Origin of the sequence: Leucobacter sp. wl10 (assembly GCF_003569785.1) — a bacterium.
Classification (GTDB): Bacteria; Actinomycetota; Actinomycetes; order Actinomycetales; family Microbacteriaceae; genus Leucobacter.
Map to the genome: position 1 here is coordinate 1 of NZ_KZ984003.1, position 21,644 is coordinate 21,644.

A 21,644-nucleotide genomic window follows, 5' to 3' on the forward strand; every position below is an offset into this window, starting at 1 on the left:
CGCTGAACCCAGCTGACCGTGAAGGTGGCGTTCACCCATGACTTATGTAATCGCCCAGCCCTGTATAGACGTCAAGGACAAGGCCTGCGTTGAAGAGTGCCCGGTGGACTGCATCTATGAAGGCGAGCGGTCGCTCTACATTCACCCGGACGAGTGTGTGGACTGCGGGGCCTGCGAGCCCGTCTGTCCGGTTGAAGCCATCTATTACGAGGATGACACCCCCGATCAATGGGCGGAGTACTACAGAGTGAATGTCGAGTTCTTTGACGAACTGGGTTCACCGGGTGGCGCCGTCAAACTCGGCAACACCGGCAGGGATCATCCATTGGTTGCGGCATTGCCCCCGCAAAATAAAGACGCCAGCCTCTAACTGGCGAATCGACATGGAACTGTTCGGACAGGCGCTCGGACTGGGCACGATCGGCCTGGTGGCAGGTGTCCTGGGGGCGGTGATCGCGGCTCTCGCGACGCGTGGCCAGACCTCCACACTCACCAGTTATGTACAACACTTCGCCGCAGGCTTGATCATCGCCGCGGCAACACTGGATCTGCTCCCGGAGGCGCTCCACCTGGGTGGCGGCTGGCCGCTGATCATCGGCTTCGTGCTAGGCACTGCGTTCATGCTGGCGCTGCGCGCGCTCCTCACCCGGTTCGGCCACGGCCATTCCCACGGCGACGAGCACGGGCACGGGCACGGGCACGGGCACGGGCACGGTGATAGTCAGACCAAGGCGGTCACGGGTGTGAATCTCCGCCTCGTCGTCGCCCTCGCGGTCGTTGTCTTGATCGACGGCGCCATCATCGGCATCGCCTTGTCCGCCGGCGGGGCGGCAGCCCTCTTGATCGCGATCGCGCTGTCGATCGAGCTTCTGTTCGTCGCCGCCTCCACAGCGGGATCCGCGCGCGCGGGCGGCGGCTCCCTCGGCACCGCGATCGGTGTCGGCGCCTTCGTTGCGGTCATGATGCCTATCGGCGCGGTGCTCGGCGCTGTCGTCTTCGCCGGTGTCTCAGCCCCCGTGCTGATCGCAGGCCTCGGCTTTGGTGCCGCCGCCCTGCTTTTCACCGCCGTCGCAGAGCTGTTGGTCGAAGCCTACGAAATCAAAGAGAGCACCGGCACCATCGCGATGGCAGCCGGCGGCTTCCTGCTATTTCTCATCCTCATGATGCTGATGTGACCATGCTTACGCACCCGAGGACGGGGCAAGCCGCATACGGGCCCGGTCGCACGCCACCTTTAGCCAAGCCATGGCGATACCGGTCTATCGAGGTGTGGCTACGCGTTCGAGCCCATCAATGTCGAGAATCGTGACATCACGACGCCCGTGGAGTTCGATGACACCGGAGGCGGAGAGCGCGGCAAGGCGTCGGCTCAGAGTTTCTGGCGTGGTGCCCAGATAGGAGGCGATTTCGTACTTCGCCAACGGCAGCCACACTGTGGGCACGCCGTCTCGGATGCTGCCGGGCAGATCCAGCAAGTAGGCCGCGATGCGGGCACTGACATCGCTGGAGGTGATGGCGGCCAGCAATCGCTCGACGGAGGCGAGCCTGTCGGACAGAGTCCGCAGCATCCGCAGACCGACATCAGGGTAGTCGCGCAGCAGGGCCGAGAGGTCGGTGTGGTCGAAGACGCACATCCGGCTGTCTTCCAGCGCGACGACGAGGTCATTGGGCAGGTGGCCGGTCAGGAAGGCCCGTTCGCCCACGACATCACCGTCGGTCACCGTGCGCAGGATTTGTTCCTGGCCATTGGCCGCCGCATGGCTGACCTTGAGCTGTCCGCTGTGCATCACCAACAGACGCGACACCGACTGTCCTGGCGAATAGACCGTCTCTCCCTTGGCAACATGCACCGGGCGGACGAACTCCGCGACCCGCAACTGCTCCTCGCGGGTGAGTCCTTGGAAGATCGGCACGCGGCTGACGCACAAATCATCCACAGGCATGTGGCAAGTCTACCGGAGTCGGCATCGGCGCCGCGGGACCGGACAGCGGCAGCGGCAGCGGCAGCGACGCCTCGGTAGCAGGCGCGCACCGAACATGATCTATGTCAAGGAGTTCCGGGCGCCGCAAACCTATCGTGAAGGTACCAATAAGGAACACATCACGAAAGGGGTCCACAATGGCCACCTCCACCTCCACCCCCACCACCACTCACACCGTCCTGAGAGCGGAGGGATTCTCCTGCCCGTCGTGCGTGGCGAAGATCGAGAAGCAGGTCGGGCGACTCAAGGGTGTCGAGAACGTGAAGGTCCACTTCGCCTCCGCCCGCATCGAGGTCGACCATGACGCCGAGCGCATCTCCGTGGATGACCTCGTCGCCGCTATCGCCAAAGCCGGCTACAGGGCCGCACCGTCTGCCTTCTGAGGCCAACGGCCCCCGCGGGCCGCCTGCGGACATCCTTCCGACATTCCACTCTGCCGGTCTGCTGGCACGAGACCCAGAAAGGTCGTACCCGAAAGTGAACAGGCTCCAAAAATGGGTCTATGGGAACTGGTCAGTCCCCGTCGTGTCCGGCGTGCTCATCATCATCTCCTTCGCCATCCAGTGGCTGGCCGGGGGTGTCGCCAACCTCACCGTCAGCCCCCAGTGGTGGCTCGACGCCGGGGCCCACGCCACTCACGCCAGCGCGGCTTTCACCCTCGGGGATGTCTTCATGATCGCCGCGGCCGTGGTTGCCGGCTACGGGATCGTGGTGAAGGCGGTGCGCGCGCTGATCGCCAAGGTCGTCGGCATCGACCTGCTCGTGTCGGTTGCGGCTATCGGCGCGGTCATCATCGGCAACTTCTGGGAGGCCGCGGCGGTCACGTTCCTGTTCGCGATCGGCCACGCGCTGGAAGCTGCGACCCTGAACAAGACCCGCTCGGCACTGGCCGAACTCGTCGCCGTCGCCCCGGATTCCGCGATCGTTGTGCGCGATGGCGAGCAACAGGAGATCCCTGCCGGGCAAGTGAGAATGGGCGAGATCGTCCTGGTCAAGAACGGTGCGAAGGTCCCCGTGGACGGCCAGGTCGTCTCCGGCACCGGTGCCATCGACGAGGCCTCCATCACCGGCGAGTCCATCCCGGTGGAGAAAACTAAAGGCGGGCAGGTCTTCGCCGGCACCGTCTCCCGCGGCGGCTTCCTACAGGTCCTGGCCACTGGCATCGGCGCAGATACCACCTTGGCCCGCATCATCCACCGTGTGGAAGAGGCTCAGGACGCCAAGGCCAAGACCCAGGCCTTCATCGACCGGTTCTCCACGTGGTACACCCCCGCCGTCATGGTCCTGGCCCTGGTGGCCGGACTTATCAGCGGAGACGTGGTGCTGGCCCTGACCCTGTTGGTCATCGGCTGCCCGGGCGCCCTGGTGATCTCCATCCCGGTCGCCATCGTGGCGGGCATCGGCCGCGCCGCGCGCAACGGCATCCTCATCAAGGGCGGCGAGTTCCTGGAGACCTCCGCGAAGATCACGGCGGTCGCCGTGGACAAGACCGGCACCCTCACCGAGGGCAAACCGCAGCTGACCGACGTCATCATCCTGGATTCCACGCTCGACCGTACGGAGGTGTTGCGCTGGGCCGCGGCAGCTGAGGCCGGCTCCGAACACCCATTGGCCCGCCCCATCCTGGAGACCGCCCGCGAGGAGGGCGTTGCCCCGCAGGGCATCCCCGGCGCCGTCACCCCGGTCCCCGGCAAGGGCATCGTGGCGAACGTCAATGGCCGCCAGGTGCTGATCGGCAACCCGCCGCTACTGGAGCAGTACGGCATTGCCTCGGGCATCGCCGAGGCTGCGCAGGCCGCCCAGGACCTGGCCGCCGCCGGGAAAACACCTATGATCGTCGCTGTTGACGGGAGGGTGATCGGCGTCGTCGCCGTCGCGGACCAGATCCGCCAGGACGCACCGGAGATGGTCGCGCGACTGCACCGGGCCGGCGTCGAGAAGGTCGTCATGCTCACCGGTGACACCCGACTGGTGGCCGAGGCCGTCGGCAAAGCCACCGGGATCGACGAGATCCACGCCTCCCTGCTCCCTGAGGACAAGCTGGACGCTGTCACCGAGCTACAGCGCCAGGGCCACACGATCGCGATGGTCGGTGACGGCGTCAATGACGCTCCGGCTCTCGCCACCGCGAACATCGGCGTGGCGATGGGTGCGGCAGGCTCGGCCGTGGCCGTGGAGACCGCGGACATCGCCCTGATGGGCGACAACCTGCTCAAGCTGCCCGAGGCCATCGGCCTGGCCAAGCGAACCGTGAACGTGATGAAGCAGAACATCGCGATCGCCCTGATCACCGTGGTGCTGCTACTGGCCGGAGTCTTCGCCGGCGGAGTGACCATGTCGATCGGCATGCTCGTCCACGAAGCCTCCGTGCTCGTGGTGATCGCCAACGCGATGCGGCTGCTGCGAAACACCCGAGACTCCACGACGATGCCAAAGAGTGAACGCACCATCGGGACAGCTGCGGAGCAGGTGGCCGCCTGACGCCCATCCCGGGGCAATGGACCCACCCCGGACACCGGGCACCTCCAAGACTCAAAACAACGACGCGAACACCAAAATCAACACACGAAACAGAGGAGACCGACCATGAGCGAAAAGAACTTCACCCTTGGCGACAACGTCGAGCATTTCACCATCGAGGACGTGGCCAGGGATAATCCTGACTTCCGGAAGGTGCTGTGGACCGGAGAACACACCCAGATCGTGGTGATGACCATTCCGCCCGGTGGCGAGATCGGAGACGAGGTCCACGAACACACCGATCAGATCCTGACCTTCGTCTCCGGAACCGGCGAAGCCGACCTCAATGGCCACACCCACCCCATCGATGCCGGTGACCAGTGCGCGGTACCCGCCGGTGCCCAGCACAACTTCCGCAACACCGGCGACGAGCCGCTGGTGCTGTACACCAACTACAGCCCACCCGAGCACGCTACCGGCGCCGTATTCGCCACCCGGGAAGAGGCTGACGCCGCCGAAGCCGCCGGTGAGGACGAACCGCCCCGGTCCTGACCGCCACCGCCACCGCCACGAAAGACCCACCCGGGACGTCGACGACGCGCCACCCAGTCCAGATCAGAAGGAGATTCGATTCATGTCCAAGGTTTATGTCTTCACCGGCTACGGCGGACCCGAGACCCAGCAACTGATCGAGGGGCCTGTTCCAACGCCCGGGCCCGGGGAACTGGCCATCGAAGTCCGAGCCGCCGGTGTAAATCCGGCGGACTGGAAGATCCGGGAAGGCCAGCTGGGCCGTCACTGGAGCCTGCCGGCGCCGATGGGCCGTGAAGCCGCCGGCGTAGTCACTGAGGTCGGCGACGGGGTCGAGGACTTCGCCGTGGGCGACGAGGTGCTCGGCCTGGTGGCGCCCGGGCAGGGTGGAATGGCCGAGCACACACTGCTGCGCGCCTCCACGACTGTGGCCAAGCCCGAGGAGATCTCCTTCGCCGACGCGGCCACCATCCCGGTGGCCGCAGCCACGGCCTACGACGCCACCCACCAGATTGAACTCAAACCTGGCCAGACCCTGCTACTGCTCGGCGCCGGCGGCGGAGTGGGACTGATGGCGACCCAGATTGGTCGCGTGCACGAGTTCACGGTCATCGGCGTGGCCAGCGCAACCAAGCGGGAACTCGTCGAGTCAACTGGTGCCACCTTCATCGAATCCGGTCCAGGGGTGGCCGATCGGGTGCGGCAGGTGAGTGCCGACGGCCCCGACCTGATTGTTGATCTCGTCGGTGGCGATGCGCTGCGTGCTGTTGCGGACCTGGTGCCCGACCGAACCCGGATCATCTCCGCAGCGGACCCAGACACCGCCGCCGAGCTGGGCGGCCTGGCCCTGGCACGCACGGATGAGGCCATGGCCAAGATCACCGAGGTCATCCAATACGGACTGGTCGATCCCCACGTGGACGCTCAGTTCGCCCTTGATCAAGCAGATCAGGCGATTGCCGCAGTGGAGACCGGACACGCCGCTGGAAAGATCATCGTGGTGCCCTAAGGCTGGCTCCACCGACACCACCGGGGGCGTGGGTGATTAACCGGCAAATCCGAAGACGAACACATGACAACAGATAACCACCATGGGAACGACCACCGGCACTGGGCCGCTTCCATTGGCTGACGAGCCGGGTGTCCTTAAGCCCGCCCGCCGCATACCCATACCGGGTAAAGAAAGGAGCATGATGACGCGACCCGATCATCACCGAACGCCAGAATCACCCACACCTGAGCAGCACGGAGACCATCCCGACACGCACTCGGGCGCCACGGATCACGGCGACAAGCACTCCGATGGCGGCGGTCACGACCATCATCACGCGCCTTTCCATTACGGCAGTCCAGATCATGACCCAGCACACCGTGACGAGCACGCCGGCCACCATGGCGATCACGGTCAGGCCGGCCAGCACCACGCCGGGCACGAGGACCACGGCGGTCATGCAGGCCACGGCGACCACGTCGGGCAGTTCAGGCGGCTGTTCTGGATCATGCTGGTTCTGGCGGTGCCAGTGGTGGGCTTCAACGACATGTTCGCCGACCTCCTGGGCTACCAGCTCCCCGATGCCGGATGGGTGTGGTGGGTCTCCCCAATTCTGGGCACCGTGATGTATGTCTGGGGCGGCCGGCCGTTCTTGACCGGCGCGGTTTCCGAGCTCCGCGCCCGCCAACCCGGCATGATGCTTCTCATCGGCCTGGCGATCACCGTGGCGTTCATCGCCTCCTGGGGCGCGAGTCTGCGAATTCTGGATCACGAGTTGAACTTCTGGTGGGAACTGGCCTTGCTGGTGGTCATCATGCTGCTGGGCCACTGGATCGAGATGCGTTCCCTGGCGCAGACCACCTCCGCACTCGATTCCTTGGCTGCCCTGCTGCCCGACGAGGCCGAGAAGATCGACGGCGACGACGTGGTCACAGTCGCTCCGGCCGACCTCGCGGTCGGTGACATCGTCATCGTGCGCCCCGGCGCCTCCGTGCCCGCCGACGGCAGAATCACCGACGGCTCGGCGAGCATGGACGAATCCATGGTCACCGGCGAATCCAAGTCCGTCCGACGCGAGACCGGCGAGCAGGTGGTCGCCGGCACGGTGGCCACCGATTCAGGCTTGCGCATCGAGGTCACCGCGATCGGCGAGGACACCGCCCTGGCCGGTATCCAGAAGCTGGTGACCGACGCGCAGGCATCATCCTCGCGCGCTCAGCGCATCGCCGACACGGCGGCGGCCTGGTTGTTCTGGTTCGCAATCGGTGCGGCCGCGATCACCGCCGTCATCTGGAGCTTCCTAGGGATGCCGGATACGGCGGTGGTACGGACGATCACCGTGCTGGTGATCGCCTGCCCGCACGCACTGGGGTTGGCGATCCCGCTGGTGGTCTCGATCGCCACCGAACGCGCCGCCCGCGGCGGAGTGCTGGTCAAGGACCGCCTCGCGCTGGAGTCGATGCGAACGGTGGACACCGTCCTGTTCGACAAGACCGGAACCCTGACCAAGGGCGAGCCCAACGTCACCGGGATCGAACCGATCGAAGGGCACACCGAAGACGAGGTGCTGGCTCTGGCCGCAGCAGCCGAGAGCGACAGCGAGCACCCGCTGGCAAGGGCCGTGGTCGGGGCGGCGCGCGCCCGTGAGCTGGCCGTGGCCGAGGCGACCGACTTCTCCTCCTCGCCCGCTGTGGGTGTGAGGGCCAGGGTGGACGGCACCGTAGTCGAGGTCGGCGGCCCCCACCTCCTGGACCAGCGTGGCCTCGACGAACTCGCCGTCGCCGATGAGTGGCGCACCGAGGGCGCGATCATCCTGCACATCCTTGCCGACAGCCAGGTGATCGGCGCGCTGCGGTTGGCCGATGAGGTCCGGTCCGAGTCCCGCGACGCCATCGATGCGCTCCACGCTGCCGGTGCGCAGGTCGTGATGATCACCGGCGACGCCCAGGCCGTGGCCGACACCGTCGCCGCCGAGCTGGGCATCGACCGAGTCTTCGCCGGGGTCCGGCCGGAGGACAAGGCCGCCATGGTCGCCGAACTTCAGGGCGAGGGCCGCAAGGTGGCCATGGTCGGCGATGGAGTCAACGATGCCCCGGCACTGGCCCAAGCCGATGTCGGCATCGCCATCGGCGCAGGCACCGACGTGGCCATCGGCTCCGCCGGTGTCATCCTGGCCAGCTCGGACCCGCGCTCGGTGCTGTCGGTCATCGACCTCTCTCGGGCCTCGTACCGGAAGATGAAGCAGAACCTCTGGTGGGCCGCCGGCTACAACCTCATCTCCGTACCGCTGGCCGCCGGAGTGCTCGCACCGATCGGATTCGTACTGCCGATGAGCGTTGGCGCGATCCTCATGTCCGCCTCGACCGTGGTGGTCGCGCTCAACGCCCAGTTGCTGCGTCGGCTAGATCTGACTCCAGCCCACAGCACCTCCAGGTTCCTCGACCGCGATACGTCCGGGTGAATACCCGACCGGACCGACATCAGATTCGCCAAGCCACGAAACAGGAGCAGACAGGATGGCCACCGAGACCAAAACACCGCTTGGTCAAGTTTTGAACGGCCGTGGTTGGATGCGCCCCGCATGCACCTGTCTCAAACCTCTGCTGCTTGCATTCCAAACGCTGACCTCCGCACCTCGACAGAACGTGAAGCAGGCCTCCAGACGTCAAGCAGTCCCAGACGGACTCACTGGGTCGTTGAAGCGTCCACCCGCGCTGTCAAGGCCTGTTGCTGACGCCAGGCTCAGCGCCGTAGCCGACGCTTCCGGACGACGCATACCCGTGTGACGTAAGGATGACTCGGAGCGCTGGCCGCGAGGATCAATCGGACCACTGGTGAGTCGAGATGGGGACCCCGATACACCTGATCTCGACCGGTTCGCGCCGGTCGTCGCACGTACGAGGTCGATACACCACCCCATCGCGCCGGTGGCGTACGACTGCGTGAAACTGATCTTCGTACGCGCCGGCTCAGCAATCTTATTGAGCGAGTTCGGCGAGAAACCGGTGACCATCGGCGACGTCGTCATGCTCGGTGCCAACACGCTGTGCGGCAGTGAACCTGAGTGCTCGATCACGGTAACCACTCTCTACCTCGACCATGACTACGTGGTCGATCAGGTGTTCTGGCAGTACGCCGCGCAGTTAGCGGATCGATGGGACGCGCAGGACTTCGCCGAGAAGCTGTACTCCGAGCCAGCCCAGATACTCCAGCTCGGCGAGGACCAGGCCGGGATGCTGATGCCGTGGCTCGATGAGCTTGTGGCGCTGAGCATTGACGGCCCCTCGCCAGAGCGGTTCTACCGGCTGCAAGCACTGCTGTTCGCCGTGCTGGATATCGTGACGCCGTACGTGAGAACGACTACCATGCGACGGACGCCGAGACAACGGAAATCGACCCGGCCCGGCCTGCCACACCATCGCCGGTTCGCACCCCTGCGTTCCGAGGCCCGCGCTGCGGCCCACCTCCTGCGCGAGCAGCCGACTCTGAGATGGACGCTGCGAGAACTAGCCGGTGCCGTGCACTTGTCGCCGTCGCAGCTCGGTCGGGTCTTCGTCGAGGCCTACGGCGCCACCCCGATGACGTACCTGACGACACTGCGTGCCGAACTCCTGGCCCGCTTGCTGCGCGAGACGAACCTGCCCATCGAGGTGGCGATGGGTGAGGTCGGCTGGCGCAGCCGGGGTCACGCCGCTCGACTGTTCCGCCAGGCCGTCGGCGTCACCCCGACGCGGTACCGGCAACTCAGCCGGGATGAGGGCGACGTCTGACCGTTTCGATACACATCTTCGCATTTGCGATACGCCGATCCGCATCATCGGTCGATCCCGGCTCGTATCTGGGTTGTGGGCTGGTAGTCCGGGAGGGACTCGTTGGGTTCACCGCCGCGCCTGACGGTCACATCGCCCGTTTCGTTGTCCGTCTCCTCGCCCCTGGTGGTCCCGGCGTACCTGAGGGTCACCGAGCCAGTACTGGCCCGGTGCTCAGGGTATCGGGAAGGGGACAGCGAGAATGGCCGCGACACGGGAGAACACCCAGGCGGCGCGGGAGGCGAAACTCGACGAGCTGCACAAGAAGCTGACCGGCGCGGTCGAACAGCTCGTCTCCGGGGACGACTGGGCGCGGGCGCTCGCGTTCGCGGCTCGGTTCAGGGCCAGATCGTTCTCGAACACACTGCTGATCTGGGTCCAGCACCAGGGCGCCTACGAAGCAGGCCGGGTACCGGAGCCGATGCCGTCGTATGTGGCCGGGTACCGGGAGTGGCAGACCCTGGGCCGGCAGGTCGAGAAGGGGCAGGCCGGGTACCAGATTCTCGCGCCGGTCACCGGCCGGTTCGCCTCATCGAACCCAGCTGATGCGGAGTCGTGGCGGCGCCTGGGCAAGGGTGAGAGGCCCCGGCCGGGCGAGGTGGTCCGGTCGAAGATGATCACCGTCCGCCCCGCCTACGTGTGGGACGCCTCCCAGACTGCTGGCGAGCCGCTCCCGGAGCCTCCGGCGCCGACACTGCTNCACCGTCCGCCCCGCCTACGTGTGGGACGCCTCCCAGACTGCTGGCGAGCCGCTCCCGGAGCCTCCGGCGCCGACACTGCTGGAAGGCGAGGCCCCCACCGGTCTCTGGGACGGGCTGGCCGACCACGTGCGCGCTCAGGGGTTTGAGGGGGTCCGGGTGCCGCACGAGGGCATGATCCATGGCGCCAACGGCGTCACCGATTACACCGCGAAGACGGTGGCGGTCCGGGAGAACATGGACCCTGCCGCGCAGGTGAAAACGCTCGCCCACGAACTCGGCCACGTCCTGCTGCACGGTCCCGACAACGACGAGGCGCGTCAGCATCGCGGCATCGGGGAGGTCGAGGCGGAATCGGTCGCGCTGATGATCGGCGCCGCCCACGGCATGGACACTTCCGGCTACACGATCCCGTACGTCTCCACGTGGGCAGCGCGGGTGGATGCAAAGAGCCCGGCGAGATCGTCAAGGCCACCGGTGAGCGAGTCCGCAAGACGGCACTGGGAATCCTGGACCGGCTCGACACCGCACAAGTGACCGACGGCGCCCCGCCCGGCCTGGACCGCGAGGCACCACAGCGCGAGGAGACTTCGCGCAAGCAGCCGACCCACGAGACCCCTGTGTCGCGCCGGGTCACGCCGCTGCCCGAGCCCGAGACCGGAATGGTCACCGCATCCTCGAAGGCACAGTCGCGGGCTTTGTGATGGCCTCGGTGGATGCTGTCGCCAGCCTGCTGATACGCGCAACCAGCTCGTGGGCGGTCTCGGTCGTGGCGCGGGACCTGGCCGTCGCCGGGGTGCCAGTGTTCCCGTGCCTGCCTGGTGGGAAGCGTCCGCTGACTGAGCATGGCTTCCACGACGCCACCACCGACCTCGAACAGATCGTGGCGTGGTGGCAGAAGCACCCGACCGCGAACCTCGCCGTGCCCACCGGCGCGGCATCCGGCGTGATGGTGGTCGATGTCGACGTCCACGGGCCCGTCGACGGCTACCGGGCGTTCGAGCGCGCCCACCGGACGGGGCTGGTGTCGGGGTGGCAGTTCCTCGTGGCGACGCCATCGGGTGGGATGCACGCCTACTACCCGGCCACACCAGATCGGGAACAGCGGTCGTGGCAGGCCGCGCGCGCCGGTATCGATTTCCGTGGTGATGGCGGCTACATCCTCCCCGGAGGGCCCAGGTACCGTAGTTTGAGCCTATCAGCGCCTTCGGGTGCGCCCCTGTCCTCTCCGAGTTGCGCTATAGCGCTCGTCCCTGTTCTCTGCGCATGACCTTGCGCTCTGCGCGGGCACTGCTCCCGCGGGTGATGTCGCCTGCTCGCTCAAGTGCACTGCGGGCTCGGGCAGCGTCGATCTTCTGTGCGGTTGTCGCGTCCGCCGTGCCCAGTGGTGTGTCATCGGTGATGCCATAGCGGTCCCGGTAGGCAGCCACAGTGCGGGCGTGGCGCCGCCAGCTCAATGCCTTGCGCGGATCACCAGGTGGCGTACCGAGTGCCTTCGTCCAAGTGGCCTTCTCGTCGAGGGCGATACCGAGCACAACGTCGGCCCGCTGCTCGATCAACTCGCGTCGTTCATCGAGCGCTTGGCGCATGTCCTCGGGCATCGATCCTCCAGCGTGTGGGATGAGTCCTGCGATCAGTCGTGGTGCCTTGCGGGTACGGCCCGATCCTGCTGGCCGTGCGGTGGAGCGCGCGACGCGGTAATGGAGGACGGAGGCGATGTCGTCGGCATCATCGAACCCGCGAGCGGCCACGAGGCGAGGGAGCAAGCGGCCGAGGTCGTGGTTGTTGGCCTCTGCTCGGCGGAGTTCCGCGGTCAGTGCCCCGAAGGCGTCGGACTCGATCACCGTGTTGGCCTGTTCCTCGCTGAGACCCGAGTCGCGGATGAGGGTGGCCCAGCGGTCGTGCTGGGCTGCGGCGGCGATGGTCTCGTACTCAGCAGCAAGCTGCGCGATCGAGCCCCAGTGTGCGTGTTCGGCGGTGATGGTCTCGTGCGCGGACAGCTCGGCCCCGACGTGTTGCAGGACGCCATACAGGACGGACCGGCCAGTGGCGTCGGGGGTGTCGCCCGGATGCGGCTCGGCGTGAGCGTCGTCAGGCCGGTCCAGCACCACGTAGGCCTGGTTGGCGTGCTTGCCGCGGGTCATCGCGACGTAGAAGTTCTCCCTCGTGGTCGTCGGTTCCACCAGGACGTGTGCGGTGTCGACGGTGACGCCCTGCACCCTGTGCGCCGTGACCGCGTAACCCAGATCGACGTGGTCGGACACATACGACGCAGGCAGGACGATCGAGCCGCCGAACCTGCGCCCAATGGGGCGGATCGTGACCGACCCGTCGTCGCGAACGCCGGTGATGGTCCAGGCATCGCCGTTGCGCACCCAAGTCTTCTCGTTGCGTAGGCGGCGGTCGTTGCGTCGGGTGATGATCGTGTCCCCAACCCCGGCGATGGCGCCGTCGTTCAACTCGACCTCCCGACCCGGCTTCAGGGTGCCGTCGAGAATCAGGTCCGCACGAGCACGCTGATTGAGGGCGGTCACGTCGTCGCGGGTCTCAGCGACCAGCACCGACACCAACCCCTGGTCGCGGTCTGCGCGCCAGGCGGTGTAGGCCGCATCGGTCATCGCCTCGGCGTCACCGTCGCGGACGCGGTCGTGGTCGAGGTAGGTGTCGATCACCTGCGTACGTCCGTGGCGCAGGGCCAGGGAGGCGGTCTTCTCCCAGGCGTTGGTGAAGCGGTGTACGTCGACGAGCTCGGGCGCATCGTCACGGTCACCGACGAGGAGCCCGAACGCGCCACCAGCGTCCACGGACTGGAGCTGGGCGAAGTCGCCCACCAGGAGCACTTTCGCGCCGGCCCGTTCGGCCAGGTGGGTGATCCGATCCAAGGACAGGGTTCCGGCGAGGGAGGCTTCGTCGATGATCACAAGCTGACCCGCCCGAAAGTCCTCGCCGTGGACGAGGTGGTTCTGCCACCACTTCGCCGTGTTCTCGCATCTGATCCCGAGGTCGTCGGCGAGCACCTGCGCGGCCACCGCGGACGGTGCGAGCCCAACCACTGAGCCCTTGCCGTGTTCCTTCTCCCACGCCCGCCGCAGCGCGGACATCGCCGTCGTCTTCCCGGCGCCGGCAGGTCCCACCAGCACATCGAGAACCCGACCGGAGACCGCGATCTTCATCAGCGCGTCGGCCTGGTCCTCACCGAGCATTCGCCCCTCACGATCAGGCTTCGTGGTGAACTTCTCGACCATCGCCAGCGGCACAGTCGGTCCGGTCATGGTGCGGGCGTGTTCGAGCAGTCGGTCCTCGGCGCCGAGCAGCAACTGGGAGGAGAACACGGTCGAGTGCTTCGGGCGGAACACGCTCGTCCCGTCCACCCGCCGGAACGCGGCCGGGCTGGTGGCGAGGTCGGGCGGGGTCAACCGCAGCGAGGCTTGCTCGGCGGCGTCGGCGATCATGCCGACGACGGCCTCGCGGTCTTGCATGGTGGCGAATCGCCAGCCCATCGTCTGCCGGGACGCCTCGGCCATCAGGTTCCACCGCCGCCAGGTGGACCGCTTCTCACCCACCACCTCGACCACGGTCTGCCCGAGTTCGCCGATGGCATCGAGCGGTACGTCGTCGGCGCGCAGCAGCAGCACCTTGTCGTTGTCGGTAATCGTGCGCGCCCAGCCGGTGGCGTCCTGGCCGAGTACCCCGGTGGCGCGGGTGCGCCACTCGGCAGTCAGGTCGGCCAGCGACCGTACTTCCTTCTCCGGGCGCGTGGCGAGGGTGGCTTGGGCGCGCAGCTTGATCACCGTGGCTGTGGACGGTTGGCGGCCGTGCCGGGCGACGTACTCTGCGATCAGCCGGTCCTTCTCGGCGTCGATGTGCCGGGCACGGGTCGAGAACTCCTGGACCAGCTCCTCCGGAACTGTGCTGATCGCCCACGCCGGATTGCGGTCGCGCCCCATGTCTCGGGCCTCCCATTCGATGCCGAAGGTGCGGGCCATGTGATCGGCGAACACCGCCTCATGCAACTCCGACAGGGCAACCACGGCGGCGTGCACCGGCCGCCCATCCAAGCTCCGCCACTTCCCGTCGAACGCGGTCTGCACCTTGTTGGAGATCACGACGTGGGTGTGCAGGTGCGGGTCGCCGGCGCGGGAGTCGAAGTGATCGAACGCCGTCGCCACTAACCCGGTCACATCGACCTGCGCAACGGCACCGTCCCCGGCGGTTGCACCCGAGCGGGTGGCTGCAACCTCCCGCTCCATGAACGCAACCACCTCTGCAACCGCCCGATGATGCGCCTCCCCAATCAGCGCCTGCGTGCCGGCGTCGGCGACCGCCCACAACGCCGAGGCCGACTTCGGGATCGAGAAGGTGAAGTCGAACCCCGCCACCGCCCGCCGCCTGCCGCGCTCGGTCTCCTCCGCCTCAATCTGCGCGACCGCCTCACCCTTCGCGCCCGGACTCAGGTCCGGGTCAAGGTCGGCGATCCGGGCCTCGATCCGCTCCGGCACCGACTTGTAAGCGGGGAACGCGTGCCCGAGGGGGTCGCCGGTGATCGGGTCACGGCCCATGCCCATCAAGAGCTGGAGCTGAGCCTCCGACACCCGATCACCCACGACGAGCTGACCCTTGCCGAGTGAGGCGACGCCGGACCCGAGCCACTGGCCCGGTGGCGTACCTGCCTCCGCGTAGTACCTCGTCAACGGCGTCGACAGCTCACGATCCCCATCCGCGGCCGCGATCGTGCGCAGCAGGTACTTGTAGCCATCGCCCGCGCTCATCACGCGCATCGAAACCGTCACCACGACACCGCCCTTCGACGGTCAGGTGAGCGGACGCTGACCACGCGAACGCGCTGTCAACTTTGGTTGACACCTCGATCTGCAAGACGCGTGGCGACTCGGAGACAGGGCGAAGCGAGGACCTCTTCTGTGCGCTGCCAAGGGAGACTGCGTCGCTCATCGACGGAAGCAGGGCGAGATCCGCACGGCTGAGAAGCCGGCCGCCGCGCTCGTCGTCAGCTGCGTGCGCTCTGTCACGTCCAGGGAGACCAGATTTCGATTCACGTCTCGACGGCGACTGCGGGCCCTTTTTCGTTCTTGCTGGCTGGGCGCCCACGGCACGAGGGCTTCCAATTAGGACTCGTCCTGCGCACTCTTCCTGCCGTCCCTGCGCTACTTCGGGGGTGGTCATGGCACTCGCTCACTGTTGCAACTGCGCACTACGCTGCAGCGCCGCTCCTCAGGTGAAATGTCAATCGGCTACATGGTGTTCCTGCTGTCGGGCTTCTTATCCCTGTGGGTCAGTTACGAAATCGCTTCTGGGTGACATCGCCCTCGTCATCCCCCAACACCTGGGGCGGTGTCGCCGTTCGATTGTGGCGAAACGATGTTCCTTCAGTGACGTCTGGGCGAAGTGCGAAGACTTCTTCGGGCGCGGGCTGACATGGTGGAGGTATGACTCGTGACGCGCGGGTGGCCGGAGGGGCTGCCGAGGACAAGACCACCGAATACCTGCTTGCACCCGACGACGCCGCGGCCGTCGATGCGTGGTGGCGGGCAGCGAACTATCTCGCGGTCGGACAGATCTATCTGATGGGCAACGCGCTGCTGAAGCGTCCACTGGCGGAAGAAGACATCAAGCCCCGGCTGCTCGGGCACTGGGGGACCTCCCCGGGGCAGAATTTCCTGTATGCCCACCTCAACCACCAGATCATCCAGCGCAACCTGGACATGATCTACCTGAGTGGACCCGGTCACGGCGGCCCGTCCCTCGTAGCCGCCTCCTGGCTGGAGGGCACGTACTCGGAGGTTTACTCCCACGTCGGCACGGATGCCCGCGGTGTCGACGAGCTGTGCAGACAGTTTTCCTTCCCGGGCGGCATCCCCAGCCACGTCGCACCCGAGACGCCCGGATCGATCCACGAGGGCGGCGAACTCGGCTACGTTCTGTCTCACGCCTACGGCGCGGCATTCGACAACCCGGACCTGATCGCGGTGGCAGTGATCGGTGACGGCGAGGCCGAGACCGCGCCGCTGGCGACGGCGTGGCACAGCAACAAGTTCCTCGACCCGCAGGTGGACGGCACGGTCCTACCGATCCTGCACCTCAACGGCTACAAGATCGCAAATCCCACCATCTTCGATCGAATTCCGCGCCAGGAGTTGGAGTCGCTGCTAGTCGGGTACGGCCACAAGCCCTACTTCTTCGAGGGCGGCTTCGACGACGAGGACATCACCAACACGCACCGGCGGTTCGCCCGCTTACTTGCCCAGGTCCTTGACGAGGTCGTCGACATCCGCGCTCGCGCTGCCGACGGACGCCTCACCGAGCGGGCGCGGTGGCCGATGATCGTCTTCCGTACTCCGAAGGGCTGGACGGGGCCGCAGGAGGTCGACGGACTGCCGGTCGAAAACAGCTGGCGCAGCCACCAGGTCCCAATGTCTGCCGTCCGCGGCAACGAGGAGTACACCCGTCTGCTGGAGAGCTGGATGCACAGTTACCGCCCGGAGGAGCTCTTCGGTCCCGAGGGGCGGATCATGGACCTCGTCGCGCAGAACAACCCGGTCGGCACGCGGCGAATGAGCGCCAACCCGCACGCCAACGGTGGTCTACTCACCCGCGACCTGGATCTGCCGGACTTCCGTGACTACGGCGTCGACGTCCCAGTACCGGGTGGCGCCACCGTGGAAGCGACACGCGTACTTGGTGGCTGGGTGGCCGACGTCGTGGACCGGAACCGGCAGACCTTCCGGGTCTTCGGACCCGACGAGACCCACTCCAACCGGCTCGGCGCCGCGGTGGAAGCGGGCGGCAAGGCCTGGCAAGCAGAACTGCTCGACACCGACGTCGACCTGTCCCGCACAGGCCGGGTGATGGAGGTTCTATCCGAGCACCAGGTACAGGGCTGGCTGGAGGGCTACCTGCTCACGGGCCGTCACGGGCTGCTCAACAGCTACGAGGCATTCATCCACATCATCGACTCGATGTTCAACCAGCACGCAAAGTGGCTCGACTCCAGCCGGGACATACCCTGGCGAGTACCAGTGCCCTCGCTGAACTATCTCTTGTCTTCCCACGTGTGGCGTCAGGACCACAACGGGTTCTCCCATCAGGACCCGGGCTTCCTCGACGTGGTGATGAACAAGACCGCCGACGTCACCCGCATCTACCTGCCCCCGGACGCCAACACGCTGCTGTCGACATTCGACCACGTGCTGCGCACCCGCAACTACGTCAACGTCGTGGTCGCCGGCAAACAGCCCGGGCCGCAATGGCTGACGATGGATGAGGCCGTGCTGCACTGTACCCGCGGCATCGGTATCTGGGACTGGGCCGGCTCTGAGGAGCCGGGCAGCAAACCTGATGTCGTGCTCGGGTGCGCTGGCGACGTGCCCACGATGGAAGCGATCGCCGCGGCCAGGCTGCTGCGCGAGCGGCTGCCGGAGTTGAAGGTGCGGGTGGTCAACGTGGTGGACCTCATGCGGCTGCAGGACGAGCGGGAGCACCCGCACGGCCTGAGCCACCGCGACTTCGATGCCCTGTTCACCGCCGACCGGCCAGTAATCTTCGCGTTCCACGGCTACCCGTCACTGGTACACCAGCTGACCTACCGGCGCACCAACCACCACAACATCCACGTGCGCGGCTTCAAGGAGAAGGGCACCACGACCACACCGTTCGACATGCTGATGCTCAACGACCTGGACCGCTATCGACTGGTCATCGACGCCATCGACCGGGTGGGTCTGGCCGAGCGGGAGTCGTCCCTGCGCCAAGAGATGCTCGACTCCCGAGTACGCGCCCGCCAGCACACCCGCAAGCACGGCCAGGACCTCCCCGAGGTGACGCAGTGGGTCGTGCAGGACGGCGACAACACCCAGGGTTCGGGCGCGCCCGGCTCCGACACCGGCGGGGACAACGAGTAGCGGAGCTCACCCCCCGGCGTCCGCGCCGACCCACATGCGGCGCCCCCGTTACTTTCTTCGGAGCCGCTTGGTGAGCATGCTTGGCGGTGACGGCCTGCCGGGCCCGGCATGATTGCTGCCCCCTGTCCTTGATGATCTGGGGGGTGTTGTCACCGGGCCTGGTTGGCGGTGTGTGATCGCTGATAGGGGCTGGACCCGAGCGCGCTCGAGGCCGTTCGTAACGTGGATGCCGAGACGCACCGTCGCGGACGCCGTCGACGACACGAACGGAGGAGCAGTGGCCACAAGCATCGACAACTACGAAGACGTCGAGGTGTTCGTCGGACTCGACGTCGGCAAAGGAGAGCACCACGCGGTCGCCCTCGACAAGACCGGCAAGCGGCTGTTGGACAAGGCGCTGCCCAACGACGAGCGCAGGCTCGGGGCCGTACTCGGCGAACTCGCGCGGCAGGGGCTCGTGCTGCTGGTAGTTGATCAGCCTGCGACGATCGGCGCGCTGCCAGTCGCGGTCGCCCAGGCCGAAGGGGCTCTCGTTGGCTACCTACCCGGCCTAGCGATGCGGCGCATCGCTGACTTGCACCCTGGCGAGGCGAAGACCGATGCGAGAGACGCAGCGATCATCGCGGAGACTGCTCGCACGATGCCGCACACGCTCCGTTCGATCCAGGTCGCTGACGAGCAGGTCGCGGAGCTGACCATGCTCTGCGGGTTCGACGACGACCTCGCCGGACAGATCACCCAAGTCTCCAACCGAATCAGGGGGCTGCTCACTCAGATCCACCCGGCCCTGGAGCGGGTTCTCGGGCCGCCACTCGACCACCCGGCGATCCTCGACCTGCTCCAGCATTACCCGTCACCAGCAGCGATGAAGGCAGCTGGCGAGAAACGGCTCGGGAACCGGCTGCTCAAGAACGCACCACGCAAGGGCCGCATCTGGGCGACGGAGATCATCGCCTCGCTGGGTGAGCAGACCGTCGTTGTCACCGGCGCCAACGCCGCAGCCCTCGTCCTCCCACGACTCGCCGAACAGCTCGCCGCGCTACGCCGGCAACGGGACGACATCGCCGCAGAGGTCGAGAACATCGTCAACGCGCACCCTCTTCAGCCGGTCCTGACGAGCATGCCCGGAGTCGGCGTCAGGACCGCAGCCCGACTCCTCACCGAGATCACCACGAAGACCTTCCCCACTGCCGGGCACCTCGCCGCTACGCCGGACTCGCCCCCGTCACCCGACGCTCCGGCACCTCGATCCGCGGCGAACACCCATCGCGACGCGGCAACAAGACCCTCAAGCGGACGATGTTCCTCTCCGCATTCGCCGCGCTCCGCGACCCTGAATCCCGCGCCTACTACGACCGCAAGATCGCCCAAGGCAAGCGGCACAACCAGGCCCTCGTCGCCCTCGCAAGACGCCGTTCGGACGTCCTCTTCGCCATGCTCCGCGACGGCACCCTCTACCAGCCACGCACAGCTGAGCCAGCCCTCGCCGCTTGACAGAAGACATAGGGGCACCCCCCGATCCAGCTAAATGGATCGCTCAGCCCGTGGCGGGATAAGAGCGTGTCACCGACACGGGTGCAGAGGGAGATCTGCTCGTCCTGGAGGAGCCGGTCGATCTGCGCCCGGCAGTCGGTGTCGTCGACGCTGACCTCAGGCAGGGTCACTCCCGCATGCCTCCAGTTGCGGCTACGCGTTGGCGAACGCAGTGCATCCCTGATCCCGCAGTGCATCCCTGATCCCAAGGGCACGACCGTAGCTGGAGGCTGAGCAGCACACCGGTGCAGTCCTCCCCGAGGCCAGTTGGTCGAATCGGGTAGCAAGCACCTCGGCGGGCCGGGCGCCATGCCCGACCGCGCGCTCTGCATGTATTCCTCTGACTCCGTGAATGCTCAAGCTGGCGGCTACGGCCTCCGATGGCGCCATGTGGCTTGGAAGCGCACGCGGCGTCGCTCAACATTTGGGATGCCCTTGGCCCGCCCGCCCGGTGACGCTGGACGCCCCCCACGTCTTGAGTGGCGAGCGGTCGGTGGCGACGGGTTACCCGATGGCGGCGAGCAGTTCGTTGCAGGCTTGTTCGCAGGCCCGGCACGCGTCGGCGCAGATGCGGCAGTGTTCGTGGTGGCCGGCGTGCTGCTCGCACTCGTCGCCGCAGGACTTGCAGGCCTGGGCGCAGGCCTGGAGTTGGGCGCAGGTGAGGTTGGCGTCGTAGCCGGTATGCCGGGACAGGACTCGGGCGGTGGTGGCGCAGATGTCAGCGCAGTCGAGGTTAGTGCGGATGCACTTGCGCAGGTCGGCCACCATCTCCTCGCTCAGGCAGGCATCGGCGCAGGCCGTACATGCCTGGGCGCACGCCACGAGTGCGTCGACGGTGCGGGCGAGCAGGTCTCGGTCGAGGTTGATCGCGGCCGGGTAGGTGTTCATCATCTCGGCGGTCTTCATGGCTTGCTCCCTCATGTGATTGGGTGCGACGCCGGAGCGGACCGGGCGCCGCAGGGTCCTTCTGACGCTACGGCGTCACGATGGGTGATACGCCGGTGAATCGATGAAGGTTCCATGAAAAACGGGGGTCCATCAGGATGGTGAAATCGGCGTCTGCCGGCGCGGGCTCTGCGGTGCCCGTCCCCGCTGACCGAGGTGCGTCTCATACTCAGGCGTCAATCCGGAGTGTGGTCAAACAGGTCGCCCCGTCCTCGCGGGTTGAGAACGGGCTCTGGCCGGTGCGCCCGTCATAGGTGACCTCGATGGTGCCGTCGACCTCGCGCGGAAGCCAGAACCCGACGAAGCCGTTGTCAAACGTGGTGGCCTGCTCATCGACGAGGACCTCGCCGGTCTCGTCGACGATGCGCACGCCGATGTCCTCGTTGGCCAGCTCGCCGCGACACGTGGTCAGAGAGTGGTAGTAGCACTCGTGGGTCTGATCGACGTAGGGCGCCACGGATAGATAAAACCGGTCCTCTGCCAGCGGGACCATGACCTCCTGCTCAACATCGGCGAGGACAAGCTGGTCCGCGCGCACGGATGCCATGAGGTCAGTCGGCCGCTCGGCCACGGGCATCCGGTCGAGGTGGTCGACGATCTGCTGCCCGTCCATGCCATCGAGGTCGTGCGCCGCGAGAAAGTCGGCCTGCGCGGCGGTGTTGGCTGGGGGGCTGGCCGTCGGGCTCGCGTCGGGGGTGGTGGAACATCCGGCGAGCACCAAGGCGAACGCGGCAAGGAGGATCACGGGTCGTTTCATACAACGCATTCTGTGACAGGCC

At 66.7% G+C, this 21,644-nt stretch carries 15 protein-coding genes and 3 pseudogenes; 13 read left to right on the forward strand and 5 right to left on the reverse strand.

The features are described from left to right. Positions 1-37: 37 nt before the first annotated feature. Together fdxA and D1J51_RS13620 are read left to right on the forward strand one after the other, a co-directional pair. The gene (gene fdxA, locus D1J51_RS13615) at positions 38-370 is read left to right on the forward strand and encodes a ferredoxin (protein ID WP_119076069.1); all 333 of its coding nucleotides are present in this window, start codon (positions 38-40) and stop codon (positions 368-370) included. 13 nt (positions 371-383) lie between these two features. Then, positions 384-1,175, forward strand: coding sequence for a ZIP family metal transporter (locus D1J51_RS13620; protein WP_119076071.1), 792 nt, complete (start codon positions 384-386; stop codon positions 1,173-1,175). Positions 1,176-1,259: 84 nt separating this feature from the next. Here the strand turns inward: D1J51_RS13620 and D1J51_RS13625 are convergent, their stop codons facing one another. After that, the gene (locus D1J51_RS13625) at positions 1,260-1,943 is read right to left on the reverse strand and encodes a Crp/Fnr family transcriptional regulator (protein WP_054682993.1); all 684 of its coding nucleotides are present in this window, start codon (positions 1,941-1,943) and stop codon (positions 1,260-1,262) included. A gap of 176 nt (positions 1,944-2,119) precedes the next feature. Between D1J51_RS13625 and D1J51_RS13630 the strand changes: the two genes are divergently transcribed. The 4 genes from D1J51_RS13630 to D1J51_RS13645 all read left to right on the forward strand — a co-directional run bounded on the left by D1J51_RS13630 (position 2,120) and on the right by D1J51_RS13645 (position 5,982). Next, positions 2,120-2,365: a heavy-metal-associated domain-containing protein gene (locus D1J51_RS13630; protein ID WP_054682994.1), complete on the forward strand. Its 246-nt coding sequence runs from the start codon at positions 2,120-2,122 to the stop codon at positions 2,363-2,365. 94 nt (positions 2,366-2,459) lie between these two features. Then, positions 2,460-4,463, forward strand: coding sequence for a heavy metal translocating P-type ATPase (locus D1J51_RS13635; RefSeq protein WP_054682996.1), 2,004 nt, complete (start codon positions 2,460-2,462; stop codon positions 4,461-4,463). A gap of 105 nt (positions 4,464-4,568) precedes the next feature. After that, positions 4,569-4,994 (forward strand): cupin domain-containing protein, encoded by a 426-nt coding sequence (locus tag D1J51_RS13640; protein ID WP_119076073.1) that lies wholly within the window; start codon positions 4,569-4,571, stop codon positions 4,992-4,994. A gap of 82 nt (positions 4,995-5,076) precedes the next feature. Continuing rightward, the gene (locus tag D1J51_RS13645; protein WP_054683000.1) at positions 5,077-5,982 is read left to right on the forward strand and encodes an NADP-dependent oxidoreductase; all 906 of its coding nucleotides are present in this window, start codon (positions 5,077-5,079) and stop codon (positions 5,980-5,982) included. 217 nt (positions 5,983-6,199) lie between these two features. Here the strand turns inward: D1J51_RS13645 and D1J51_RS18670 are convergent, their stop codons facing one another. After that, positions 6,200-6,424 carry a hypothetical protein gene (locus D1J51_RS18670; RefSeq protein ID WP_162903849.1) on the reverse strand — a complete coding sequence of 75 codons (225 nt, stop codon included), beginning with the start codon at positions 6,422-6,424 and terminating at the stop codon, positions 6,200-6,202. Positions 6,425-6,472: 48 nt separating this feature from the next. On the opposite strand from D1J51_RS18670, the gene D1J51_RS13655 reads away from it, so the two are divergent. From D1J51_RS13655 to D1J51_RS13670, 5 genes and pseudogenes are all read left to right on the forward strand, one after another. Next, positions 6,473-8,425, forward strand: coding sequence for a heavy metal translocating P-type ATPase (locus D1J51_RS13655; protein WP_119076075.1), 1,953 nt, complete (start codon positions 6,473-6,475; stop codon positions 8,423-8,425). Between the two features lie 481 nt (positions 8,426-8,906). Then, positions 8,907-9,734, forward strand: coding sequence for a helix-turn-helix transcriptional regulator (locus D1J51_RS13660; RefSeq protein WP_119076141.1), 828 nt, complete (start codon positions 8,907-8,909; stop codon positions 9,732-9,734). Positions 9,735-9,975: 241 nt separating this feature from the next. Further along, positions 9,976-10,472 (forward strand): ArdC-like ssDNA-binding domain-containing protein (locus D1J51_RS18450; RefSeq protein ID WP_240423278.1); only part of this gene is annotated, 497 nt, incomplete at its 3' end. Position 10,473: 1 nt separating this feature from the next. Next, positions 10,474-11,175 (forward strand): annotated as a pseudogene (locus D1J51_RS18455) (ImmA/IrrE family metallo-endopeptidase); the annotation flags it as partial. Continuing rightward, positions 11,172-11,636, forward strand: a pseudogene (locus D1J51_RS13670) (bifunctional DNA primase/polymerase); the annotation flags it as partial. The pseudogenes D1J51_RS18455 and D1J51_RS13670, both read left to right, overlap by 4 nt. A gap of 73 nt (positions 11,637-11,709) precedes the next feature. Here D1J51_RS13670 and mobF read toward each other — a convergent pair. Continuing rightward, entirely contained in the window at positions 11,710-15,249 is a 3,540-nt protein-coding gene (mobF, locus tag D1J51_RS13675; protein ID WP_119076143.1) for a MobF family relaxase, read from the reverse strand. 666 nt (positions 15,250-15,915) lie between these two features. Here mobF and D1J51_RS13680 point away from each other — a divergent pair. Together D1J51_RS13680 and D1J51_RS13685 are read left to right on the forward strand one after the other, a co-directional pair. Further along, on the forward strand, positions 15,916-18,387 hold the full coding sequence (locus D1J51_RS13680; RefSeq protein ID WP_094452546.1) for a phosphoketolase family protein: 2,472 nt from the start codon (positions 15,916-15,918) through the stop codon (positions 18,385-18,387). Positions 18,388-18,676: 289 nt separating this feature from the next. Further along, positions 18,677-19,881, forward strand: a pseudogene (locus D1J51_RS13685) (IS110 family transposase). 543 nt (positions 19,882-20,424) lie between these two features. Here the strand turns inward: D1J51_RS13685 and D1J51_RS13695 are convergent. Further along, positions 20,425-20,826, reverse strand: a complete 402-nt coding sequence (locus tag D1J51_RS13695) for a four-helix bundle copper-binding protein (RefSeq protein ID WP_094452548.1) — start codon at positions 20,824-20,826, stop codon at positions 20,425-20,427. A gap of 208 nt (positions 20,827-21,034) precedes the next feature. Then, positions 21,035-21,622, reverse strand: a complete 588-nt coding sequence (locus D1J51_RS13700; RefSeq protein WP_119076079.1) for a CueP family metal-binding protein — start codon at positions 21,620-21,622, stop codon at positions 21,035-21,037. Positions 21,623-21,644 lie beyond the last annotated feature (22 nt).

Bases quoted from the DNA above. Each gene is read 5' to 3' on its own strand.
- fdxA (WP_119076069.1), top strand. From the start codon at position 38: ATGACTTATGTAATCGCCCAGCCCTGTATAGACGTCAAGGACAAGGCC.
- D1J51_RS13630 (WP_054682994.1), top strand. From the start codon at position 2,120: ATGGCCACCTCCACCTCCACCCCCACCACCACTCACACCGTCCTGAGA.
- D1J51_RS13680 (WP_094452546.1), top strand. From the start codon at position 15,916: ATGACTCGTGACGCGCGGGTGGCCGGAGGGGCTGCCGAGGACAAGACC.
- D1J51_RS13695 (WP_094452548.1), bottom strand. From the start codon at position 20,826: ATGAAGACCGCCGAGATGATGAACACCTACCCGGCCGCGATCAACCTC.
- D1J51_RS13700 (WP_119076079.1), bottom strand. From the start codon at position 21,622: ATGAAACGACCCGTGATCCTCCTTGCCGCGTTCGCCTTGGTGCTCGCC.
- D1J51_RS13625 (WP_054682993.1), bottom strand. From the start codon at position 1,943: ATGCCTGTGGATGATTTGTGCGTCAGCCGCGTGCCGATCTTCCAAGGA.
- D1J51_RS13655 (WP_119076075.1), top strand. From the start codon at position 6,473: ATGCTGGTTCTGGCGGTGCCAGTGGTGGGCTTCAACGACATGTTCGCC.
- D1J51_RS13620 (WP_119076071.1), top strand. From the start codon at position 384: ATGGAACTGTTCGGACAGGCGCTCGGACTGGGCACGATCGGCCTGGTG.
- mobF (WP_119076143.1), bottom strand. From the start codon at position 15,249: ATGCGCGTGATGAGCGCGGGCGATGGCTACAAGTACCTGCTGCGCACG.
- D1J51_RS13640 (WP_119076073.1), top strand. From the start codon at position 4,569: ATGAGCGAAAAGAACTTCACCCTTGGCGACAACGTCGAGCATTTCACC.
- D1J51_RS13645 (WP_054683000.1), top strand. From the start codon at position 5,077: ATGTCCAAGGTTTATGTCTTCACCGGCTACGGCGGACCCGAGACCCAG.
- D1J51_RS18670 (WP_162903849.1), bottom strand. From the start codon at position 6,424: ATGACCGCCGTGGTCCTCGTGCCCGGCGTGGTGCTGGCCGGCCTGACC.